The organism is Paracoccus sp. FO-3 (assembly GCF_006386455.1).
GTDB classification, from domain to species: Bacteria; Pseudomonadota; Alphaproteobacteria; order Rhodobacterales; family Rhodobacteraceae; genus Paracoccus; species Paracoccus versutus.
Map to the genome: position 1 here is coordinate 43496 of NZ_VCBQ01000027.1, position 9967 is coordinate 53462.

The window sequence follows — 9967 nt, forward strand, 5'->3', positions numbered from 1 at the left end:
GCATCGCGCGGAAGTGCCGGAGACCCCTTTCTTTTCCGGCACCGAGCCCCCAGATAGGAGCCGTCCTGACAGGGAGACGACCATGACCGACGCCCGTCCCGTCGCCACCGAGCGCGCCTATCCGGCGCTGAGCCGCGAATACCCGGCCGATTTCCGCGTGGACGACAGCTACAAGGCCAGCCTGCCGGACCTGCAGAACGGCCCGGCCAGCCTGATCGTCGGCGCCCGCGCGCCGATCCAGCATGTCGGCATCTCGAACTTCCGCCTGCCGATCCGCTACCTGACGCAAGAGGGCGGCGAGATCGCGCTGGAAACCAGCGTCACCGGCACCGTCAGCCTGGAAGCCGACCGCAAGGGCATCAACATGAGCCGCATCATGCGCTCGTTCTACGCCCATGCGGAAAAGCAGTTCTCGATGGGCGTGCTCGAGGCGGCGCTGGAGGATTACAAATCCGACCTGGGCAGTTTCGACGCCCGCATCATGATGCGGCTCAGCTATCCGATGCGGGTCGAATCGCTGCGCTCGGGCCTGTCGGGCTGGCAATATTACGACATCGCGCTGGAACTGGCCGAACGGGCCGGGCAGCGGCTGCGGATCATGCATTTCGACTACGTGTATTCCTCGACCTGCCCCTGCTCGCTGGAACTCAGCGAACATGCGCGCCAGATGCGCGGCCAGCTGGCGACGCCGCATTCGCAGCGGTCGGTGGCGCGCATCTCGGCGGTGATGCAGGGCGATACGCTGTGGTTCGAGGACATGGTGGCGCTGTGCCGCCGCGCCGTCGCCACCGAAACCCAGGTCATGGTCAAGCGCGAGGACGAGCAGGCCTTTGCCGAGCTGAACGCCGCCAACCCGATCTTCGTCGAGGATGCGGTGCGCGCCTTTGCCGCCGAGCTGATGGCCGAGCCGCGCATCGGCGATTTCCGCGTCGTCGCCAGCCACCAGGAATCGCTGCATTCCCATGACGCGGTCTCGGTGCTGACCCGGGGCGAGACCTTCGCCCATGCCAGCCTGGACCCTGCGATCTTCGCCGGCCTCAGGGCGTAATGCTGTGGTTGTCCAGCGGAATGGCCTGTCTCCTGACGGCCCGGCTGGCGGCAATCTGGCTTTGTCTGGGCCATCGCTATCCTGAATGGCACCGGCGACGGCTGGCCGAGGGGCGGGCGTCCGGTCCCCTCGCGTTCGGGATGCTCCATGCCAATCCGCTGTTCGACGGCCACGGGTTTCTGGACTGGTACCACCCGCGCAACCGCCGCGAACGCATCCGGTGCTACGCGGTCGGTGCGGTTTTTCTCGCCCTGGCCTTTCTGGTTTTCTGGGGACTCACCGCCGCGGTAGGCGGCCTGTGAACGAAATGAGAACGACGGGCTTTCCCGAGCGCGGCTGCGGGGCTATGGTGCGGGCATGAGCAATTTCGACGACTCGGACGCCTTCGAGGCCGCAGCCGCCCCGGTTCCGCTTTCCCAGCGTGCCATGGGCGTGCGGCCCGCGCCCTATCTGGACGGGCTGAACCCGGCGCAGCGCGCCGCGGTCGAGGCGCTGGACGGCCCCGTGCTGCTGCTGGCCGGCGCCGGCACCGGCAAGACCCGCGCCCTGACCACCCGCATCGCGCATCTGCTGAACCTTGGTCGCGCGCGTCCGGGGCAGATCCTGGCCGTGACCTTCACCAACAAGGCCGCGCGCGAGATGAAGAACCGCATCGGTCGTCTTCTGGGCGAGATGGTCGAGGGCATGCCCTGGCTCGGCACCTTCCATTCGATCAGCGTCAAGATCCTGCGCCGCCACGCGGAACTGATCGGCGATGGCGCGCTGCACCTGAAGCCCAGCTTCACCATCCTGGACACCGACGACCAGGTCCGGCTGCTCAAGCAGCTGATCCAGGCCGAGAATATCGACGAAAAACGCTGGCCGGCGCGCCAGCTCGCGCATCTGATCGACGGCTGGAAGAACCGCTGCCTGTCCCCCGCCAAGCTGCCCCAGGGCGAGGAACGCGCCTTCGACGGCCGCGGCGGCCGGCTTTACGCCGCCTATCAGCGCCGGCTGCTGGAGCTGAACGCGGTCGATTTCGGCGACCTGTTGATGCATTGCGTGAACCTGTTCCAGGCGCATCCCGACGTGCTGCGCGGCTGGCAGGACCGCTTCCGCTATATCTTGGTGGACGAATACCAGGACACCAACACCGCGCAATACATGTGGCTGCGGCTCTTGGCGCAGGCGCATCGCAACATCTGCTGCGTCGGCGACGACGACCAGTCGATCTATGGCTGGCGCGGCGCCGAGGTCGGCAACATCCTGCGCTTCGAAAGCGATTTCCCCGGCGCCCAGGTGATCCGGCTGGAACAGAACTATCGCTCGACCCCGCATATCCTCGCCGCCGCCTCGGGGCTGATCGCGGCGAACAAGGGGCGCTTGGGCAAGACGCTCTGGACCGAGGCCGAAGAGGGCGAGCGCGTCCGCCTGATCGGCCATTGGGACAGCGAGGCCGAGGCGCGCTGGATCGGCGAGGAGATCGAGGCCTTCCACGGCGGCCATCGCCACAGCGTCGGCCGGCGCAGCCTGAACGACATCGCCATCCTGGTGCGGGCCAGCCACCAGATGCGGGCCTTCGAGGACCGCTTCATGACCATCGGCCTGCCCTATCGGGTGATCGGCGGCCCGCGCTTCTACGAGCGGCAGGAAATCCGCGACGCCATGGCCTATTTCCGCCTGGCGGTCAGCCCCACCGACGACCTGGCCTTCGAGCGCATCGTGAACGTCCCCAAGCGCGGGCTGGGCGACAAGGCGGTGCAGAAGATCCAGGTCGAGGCGCGCGAACGCGGGCTGTCGCTCTTGGAGGGCGCGGCCTCGGCCGTCGCCACCGGCGCGATTGGCGGCAAGGGCGCGGGGGCGCTGCGCCAGTTCACCGAGGCGATGGGCCGCTGGCACGCCGATGCGCTGGACAGCCGCGTGAACCATGTCGAGCTGGCCGAGCGCATCCTGGACGAATCCGGCTATACCGCCATGTGGCAGAACGACAAGAACCCCGACGCGCCGGGCCGGCTCGACAACCTCAAGGAACTGGTCAAGGCGCTGGAGGAATTCGAAAACCTTCAGGGCTTCCTGGAACATGTCGCGCTGGTCATGGACAATGACAAGGGCGAGCAGTCCGAGGAGGTCAGTATCATGACCCTTCACGCCGCCAAGGGGCTGGAATATCCCATCGTCTTCCTGCCGGGGTGGGAGGACGGGCTGTTCCCCAGCCAGCGCAGCATGGACGAAAGCGGCATGAAGGGGCTCGAGGAGGAACGGCGCCTGGCCTATGTCGGCATCACCCGCGGCGAGGAGCTGGTGACGATCAGCTTTGCCGGCAACCGCCGCATGTATGGGCAATGGCAGTCCAGCCTGCCCTCGCGCTTCATCGACGAACTGCCCGAGGATCATGTCGAGGTGCTGACGCCGCCGGGCCTCTATGGCGGCGGCTATGGCGCGGCGGCCCAGCCCTTTGCGCAATCGGTGATGCACGAACGCGCGGCGCGGGCCGATGTCTACAACTCGCCGGGCTGGAAGCGGATGCAGGAACGCTCCGCCCAGCGGGCCCAGCCCGTGCATCGCACCCCGGTCGTCATCGACGCCGAGCCGGCGGCGCGGTTTTCGGTCGGCGACCGGGTATTCCACCAGAAATTCGGCAATGGCACCATCATGGGCATCGCCGAGGACACGCTGACCATCCAGTTCCCCACCGGCTTCAAGACGGTGAAGGCGGGCTACGTGCAGCCCTCGTCCGGCGGCGGCGCGCTGGACGACGTGCCGTTCTGAAGCGCCTGCGCCGCGCACCCCGCCATCCCGGCCGCGCCCCCCGATTGCACCCGCTGAACCGGCGGATCCTCTACAACCGCGCCTCCGGCCATCCCGCGCGGTTGCACCGCCGCAGCCGTCTTCTTCGTTCTTCAAATACTCATCCGGCGGCGCAACCGGCGCGGCGCTTGACCCCGAAGGCGCCGCGCCCTATCTGAGCCTTGCGCGGATGGCCGGATGACCGCGGCGGCAACGTCGAGGAAAGTCCGGACTCCATGAAGGCACGGTGCCGGGTAACGCCCGGCGGGGGCAACCCCAGGGAAAGCGCCACAGAGATGAGACCGCCGGCGGCACGCCGCAGGCAAGGGTGAAACGGTGGGGTAAGAGCCCACCGCGGGGCTGGCAACAGTCCCGGCACGGCAAGCCCCACCGGGAGCAATGCCGAATAGGGACCGCGCGTCGCAAGACAGGGCCGCCTTCGCCCCAGCAGGTCCGGGTTGGCAGCTAGACCCCGTCAGCAATGGCGGGGCCAGAGGAATGGTCATCGAAGGGGGCGACCCCGGAACAAAATCCGGCTTACAGGCCATCCGCGCAAATCTTTCCTGATCGCTCCGGCAAGCGGCCCGCGGGCCTTTGGCGGGCACGGTTCGGGGGCGGTCGATTTTCGCCGCAAGGCTGTCGATTTCCGGCCGATTCCCGGTTGACTTCGCCCGTTCTGCCGCTAAAAGGCGGGCTTCAAGAGAATTCCACGGGGTTGGCGAGACGCATTTTGCCCCGCAGCAGGAGCGAAAGAGATGGCGAAGCCGACGACGATCAAGATCCGTCTGAACTCGACGGCCGGGACCGGGCATTTCTATGTCACCAAGAAGAACGCCCGCACGATGACCGAAAAGATGACGGTCAACAAATACGACCCGGTTGCGCGCAAGCATGTCGAATACAAGGAAGGCAAGATCAAGTAGGATCTGCCCCTTCGACGGGACCATGCAAGGCCGCGCCCCGCAACGGGCGCGGCTTTTCCTTTGGGCCGCCGCTCCGCCAGCCCCTCAGGCGGCCGTGGCGACCAGGAAGCTGCGCGGAAAGGGCAGCAGCACCCGGCCCGCGGCTTCGGGGTAATGGGGCGCGATCCCGCGGCGATAGGCGGCAAGGAACTCGGGCCGCTCGGCCTTGTCCAGCCGGTCCAGATAGGGTCGCAGCGCCGAGCCGAGGAACCATTCCACGATCCCTTCCAGCCCGTCCAGCTCGACATGATAGACCGTGCGCCAGACATCGACGCGGGCGCAGGACGGGCGCAGCAGGGCATGCAGTTCTGCCGGCGACAGCAGCGGCCGGCGTTGCCCCGCCGCCCCGGCCAGCCGGGCCGACCAGCGCGGATCGCCGGCGGCGCGGCGCATGGCCACATGGCTCGGCTCGTCCAGATTGTCGGGCATCTGCACCGCCAGCACGCCGCCGGGGCGCAGCAGCCCGACCAGATGCGGCAGCAGCGCCCGGTGATCGGGCACCCATTGCAGCGAGGCATTGGCAAAGATCAGCTCGGGCGGTGCCTCGGGACGCCAGCTTTCGACATCCCCCTGCACGAAGCGGCAGCCGGGCAGGGCGGCCTGGGCGGTGCGGATCATGTCGGCGTCGGGATCAAGGCCGACGATCTGCGCGCCGGGAAAACGCTCGGCCAGCAGCGCGGTGGAATTGCCCGGCCCGCAGCCGATGTCCGCCACCAGGCCCGGCGTCTCCAGCGGCACCGCCGCCAGCAGGTCGCGCGCCGGGCGGGTGCGGTCGCCCAGGAATTTTGCATATTGTGCGGCCGACCATTGCACGGCGTTTCCTCCGCCCCCGATTCGTCCGCAGCCTAGCGGATGGGCCGCGGCGGAAACAGGGCGCGCGCCGGTCGCGGCCCTAGTGGAAATCGCGCGATTTCGGCAGCACCCTGACCTGGCGCGGATGGCCGGCGCGCGGGGCCGGCAGGGCCGGGGAGGTCTCTCCGGCCAGGCGCAGCAGCGCGTCGGAGCGGTCGCCCAGCCAATGCGCGACGATATGGGTCACGCCCGCGGCGCGCTGCAGCTGGCCATGCACTTCCAGCAGGCGGGCGGTCATCACCACCTTGCGGAAACGCGCGAAGGTCTTTTCCCAGATCACCAGGTTCGCCACCCCGGTCTCATCCTCCAGCGTGACGAAGCAGGTGCCGTTGGCGCTGCCGGGACGCTGGCGCACCAGCACGATGCCGGCCATGCGCAGGCTGGCGCGGTTCGGCAATCGCGCCAGGCCCGCCGCCGGGACATAGCCCTGCGCCGTCAGGCTGCGGCGCAGGAAGGCCATGGGATGGGCCTTCAGCGACAGGCGCAGCGTCTGGTAATCGGCGGCGACATGTTCGCACAGGGCCATGGCAGGCAGGGCGACGGCGGGCTCGGCCCCCTCGTCCCGGCGCCCGAACAGCGGCAGTTCCGGCGCGTCGCGCAAGCCGCGCGCCTGCCACAGCCCCGCCCGCCGGTCGAGCCCCATCGAGCGCAGCCCGTCCGCCGCCGCGATCAGCCGGATGGCGCGGGCATCGAGTCCGGCGCGCGCCTTCAGGTCGGCCAGGTCGGCATAGGGTTCGTCCCGTGCCGCCGTGATCCTGCCGGCCAGCGCCTCGGACAGCCCGTCGATCTGGCGCAGGCCCAGGCGCAGGGCGAAGGCGCCGTCGCAGGGCTCCAGCGTATTGTCCCATGCGCTGATGTTCACATCGGCCGGCAGCACGGTGACGCCGTGGTCGCGCGCGTCGCGCACGATCTGGGCGGGCGCGTAGAAGCCCATCGGCTGGCTGTTCAAGAGCGCCGCGGCGAAGGCGGCCGGGTGATGGCATTTCAGCCAGGCCGAGACATAGGCCAGGTGCGCAAAGGCCGCCGCATGGCTTTCGGGAAAGCCGTAATCGCCGAAACCCTTGATCTGGTTGAAGCATCGCTCGGCGAAGTCGCGGGTGTAGCCGCGTTCGACCATGCGGCCGACCATGCGGACCTCCAGCCGGCCGATGGTCCCGCGCGAGCGGAAGGTGGCCATGGCCTTGCGCAGCTCGTCCACCTCGTCGGGGGTGAATTCGGCGGCGACCATGGCGATCTTCATCGCCTGTTCCTGGAAGATCGGCACGCCTTCGGTGCGGAACAGGATATTTTTCAGCTCGTCCGGGTCGCCATCCTTGGGGCCGGGGTAATCGACCGTCTCCAACCCCGCCCGGCGGCGCAGATAAGGGTGGACCATGTTGCCCTGGATCGGGCCGGGACGGACGATGGCGACCTGGATCACCAGGTCGTAGAACTCCTTGGGCTTCAGCCGCGGCAGCATGGCCATCTGCGCCCGGCTTTCGACCTGGAAGGTGCCGATGCTGTCGCCCCTTTTCAGCATCTCATAGGTCGGCTGGTCGTCATGGTCGAAGTCCGAAAGCGCCAGCGCCTTGCCGTAATGCACCCGGACCAGCTCGAAGCATTTGCGGATGCAGGTCAGCATCCCCAGCGCCAGCACATCGACCTTGAGGATGCGCAATTCGTCGATGTCGTCCTTGTCCCATTCGATGAAGCTGCGCTCGGGCATGGCGGCATTGCCGATGGGCACGGTCTCGGACAGCGGCCCCTCGGTCAGCACGAAGCCGCCGACATGCTGCGACAGGTGGCGCGGCATGCCGATCATCTCGTCGGCCAGCCTGACCGCGCGCCGCAGCAGCGGGTCGTCCAGGTCGAGCCCCGCCTGGTCGGTCGAGGCGGCGGAGATGTCCTTGCCCCAGCTGCCCCAGACCGTGTCGGCAAGCGCCGAGGTCACGTCCTCGGACAGGCCCATGACCTTGCCGACCTCGCGGATGGCGCTGCGCGGGCGATAGTGGATCACCGTGGCGCAGAGGCCGGCACGGTCGCGGCCGTATTCGTCATAGATGTGCTGGATGACCTCCTCGCGCCGCTCATGTTCGAAATCCACGTCGATGTCGGGCGGCTCCTTGCGGTTTTCGCTGATGAAGCGCTCGAACAGCAGCTGATGCTTGGCGGGATCGACCGGGGTGATGCCAAGGACGTAGCAGACCGCCGAATTGGCCGCCGAGCCGCGGCCCTGGTGCAGGATCGCCGCATCATGGGCAAAGCGCACGATCTCGTGGATGGTCAGGAAATATTGCGCATATTCCTTGCGTGCGATCAGATCCAGTTCCTTGCGAATGGTGGCTTGGACCTGCGGCGGGATGCCGTCGGGATAGCGCCGGCGGGCACAGCGCCAGGTCAGATCCTCGAGATGCTGTTGCGGGGTCAGGCCGGCGGGCACGGTCTCCTTGGGATATTCGTATTGCAATTCGTCCAGCGAAAAGCGGCAGCTGTCGGCGATCTCGCGCGTGGCGCGGATGGCATGGGGCCAGTCGGAGAACAGGCGCACCATCTCGGCCGGGGGTTTCAGGTAACGCTCGGCGTTCTGCGCCAACAGCAGGCCGGCCTCTACGATGGTGGTGCCCTCGCGGATGCAGGTCATCACGTCCTGCAGCGGGCGGCGGTCGGGCGCGTGGTAATGCACGTCGTTCACCGCGACGATGGAGAGCCCCGAGGCCCGCGCCCCCCGGTCCAGCCGGTTGATCCGCGCCCGGTCGTCGCCGCGATAAAGCCAGCTTGTCGCGACATGGGACAGCTGCGGCAGGCGCGCGGCCAGTCCGGGCAGGGGCGACAGATCCTCGCCCGGCAGCCAGACCAGCCGCAGCCCCTGCGCATGGGCGGCCAGGTCGCCAAGGCTCAGGTCGCAGCGCCCCTTCTGCTGCCATTTCCCGTCCAGGTCGTGCCGCCGCCCCTTGGTGATGAGCGCGGCGAGCCGGCCATAGGCGGCGCGGTCGGTGGGATAGGCCAGGAAGGCGGTGCCGTCCGCCAGCACGATCCGCGCCCCGATCACCGGGCGCAGCTGCAGCTTCTTCGCCGCGGCATGCAGCCGCACCACGCCGGCCAGGCTGTTCAGGTCGGCGATCCCCAGCGCGTCATAGCCCATCAGATGCGCCGCCAGCGCCAGTTCGCGCGGATGCGAGGCGCCGTGCAGGAAGCTGAAGGCGCTGGTCACGGCCAGTTCGACGTAATCCGCGGGCGGGTTCGGGACCTCGACCTTGGGCAGCAGGATCTCGGGGCGGGAATGATGGTCGGGCATCAGGCGAATATCCCGTGCAGGAACCAGCGCGGCGTGCCGCCGCGGCCGTCATGGACCAGCCCCTCGCGATAGATCCACAGCCGCAGGCCGCTGTCGTCCTCGATGCGGAAATAGTCGCGCAGCCGCGTGCCGGCGCGGTCGTGCCACCATTCCGGGGCGATGCGCTCGGGCCCGGCATGGCGGGCGACGCGCAGGGTCTGCCGACGCCAGACGAACTGCGCCGGCGGCCCCTCGGGGATGACGTAGAGGACGCGGATCTCCTCGGGCGGGTTGAGCAGGCGGATGGGCCGGTCGGGGCGCGCGGGCGGGGCCGGGTCGGCGGCCAGCGGCGGGCCGGGGGTTTCGGCGCGTTCGGGGACATGGCTTTCGCGCGGCAGCGGGCGGCTGATCGCAGCCGTGCCGAAGCGCGCCGCCAGCCGGTCCACCAGCCGCGCCAGCGCCAGTCCCTGGGGCGCGGCGCCGTCCAGGCCGGGCTGGGCCTGGGCCAGCGGCTCGACCGCCTCGGCGGCCAGCCGGATCAGGTCGAAGCCATAGCCGGGGTCCAGCCGCTCCAGCCGGCCGTCGAACAGCCGCAGCAGGTGGCCGGGATCGCGCGTGGGCGCAGCCATGGCGACGCGGATGTCGCGCCGCTCGCCATCGACGCGAAAGACCGACAGGCACAGCCGCCGGCAGCCGCGATCCGCCGCCGCCATCTGCGCGCAAAGCGCCTCCAGCAGGCCGGGCAGCCAGTCGGATGGGTCCATCACCGGCTCGGCCAGCCGGGCCTCGGCGCTGTATTCGGGCGCGGGCTCGGGCGCGTCCAGCGGCTCGGCCGCCCGCCCCAGCGCCTGGTCGAGCCGGACCAGCGGGTTGTCCTGCGGCAGGGCGCGGGCAAAGCGGCGCATCAGCGACAGACGCGGAATGACGGCCAGGTCGCCGATGGTCCTGAGCCCCAGCCGGCGCAAGAGCAGCAGGGTCTCGTCCGACAGCCGCAGCCCCGCGACCGGCAGCGGCGCCAGCGCCGGCAGCGGATCGGTGCAGATCGCGCGCTCGGGGCCAAGGCGGGCCAGCGCCCAGGCCGCGCCG

General features: G+C 69.1%; 6 protein-coding genes, 1 other RNA gene and 1 pseudogene. 5 read left to right on the forward strand and 3 right to left on the reverse strand.

The genetic code is table 11. The features are described 5' to 3' along the window. Positions 1–118: 118 nt before the first annotated feature. The 5 genes and pseudogenes from folE2 to rpmG all read left to right on the forward strand — a co-directional run. Positions 119–1048: pseudogene (gene folE2, locus FE811_RS09885) on the forward strand (GTP cyclohydrolase FolE2); the annotation flags it as partial. Continuing rightward, the gene (locus FE811_RS09890; RefSeq protein WP_140847295.1) at positions 1048–1350 is read left to right on the forward strand and encodes a hypothetical protein; all 303 of its coding nucleotides are present in this window, start codon (positions 1048–1050) and stop codon (positions 1348–1350) included. The pseudogene folE2 and the gene FE811_RS09890, both read left to right, overlap by 1 nt. Positions 1351–1405: 55 nt before the next feature. Next, on the forward strand, positions 1406–3796 hold the full coding sequence (locus tag FE811_RS09895) for an ATP-dependent helicase (protein WP_116221113.1): 2391 nt from the start codon (positions 1406–1408) through the stop codon (positions 3794–3796). A gap of 204 nt (positions 3797–4000) precedes the next feature. After that, an RNA gene (gene rnpB / locus FE811_RS09900) (RNase P RNA component class A) lies at positions 4001–4370 on the forward strand. A 199-nt stretch (positions 4371–4569) separates the two neighbouring features. Beyond that, entirely contained in the window at positions 4570–4737 is a 168-nt protein-coding gene (gene rpmG / locus FE811_RS09905; protein ID WP_036638206.1) for a 50S ribosomal protein L33, read from the forward strand. An 84-nt stretch (positions 4738–4821) separates the two neighbouring features. Here rpmG and tam read toward each other — a convergent pair whose 3' ends face one another. The 3 genes from tam to FE811_RS09920 form a co-directional block, all read right to left on the reverse strand. Then, on the reverse strand, positions 4822–5589 hold the full coding sequence (tam, locus tag FE811_RS09910) for a trans-aconitate 2-methyltransferase (RefSeq protein WP_116221112.1): 768 nt from the start codon (positions 5587–5589) through the stop codon (positions 4822–4824). A gap of 79 nt (positions 5590–5668) precedes the next feature. After that, entirely contained in the window at positions 5669–8902 is a 3234-nt protein-coding gene (locus tag FE811_RS09915; RefSeq protein ID WP_116221111.1) for an error-prone DNA polymerase, read from the reverse strand. Next, the coding region (locus tag FE811_RS09920) for a DUF6504 family protein (protein WP_140847297.1) at positions 8902–9967 on the reverse strand (1066 nt) is incomplete at its 5' end. The genes FE811_RS09920 and FE811_RS09915, both read right to left, overlap by 1 nt.

What these genes read in the sequence shown, in the direction of transcription:
- FE811_RS09895 (WP_116221113.1), top strand. Translation starts at nt 1,406, where the DNA reads ATGAGCAATTTCGACGACTCGGACGCCTTCGAGGCCGCAGCCGCCCCG.
- FE811_RS09915 (WP_116221111.1), bottom strand. Translation starts at nt 8,902, where the DNA reads ATGCCCGACCATCATTCCCGCCCCGAGATCCTGCTGCCCAAGGTCGAG.
- rpmG (WP_036638206.1), top strand. Translation starts at nt 4,570, where the DNA reads ATGGCGAAGCCGACGACGATCAAGATCCGTCTGAACTCGACGGCCGGG.
- FE811_RS09890 (WP_140847295.1), top strand. Translation starts at nt 1,048, where the DNA reads ATGCTGTGGTTGTCCAGCGGAATGGCCTGTCTCCTGACGGCCCGGCTG.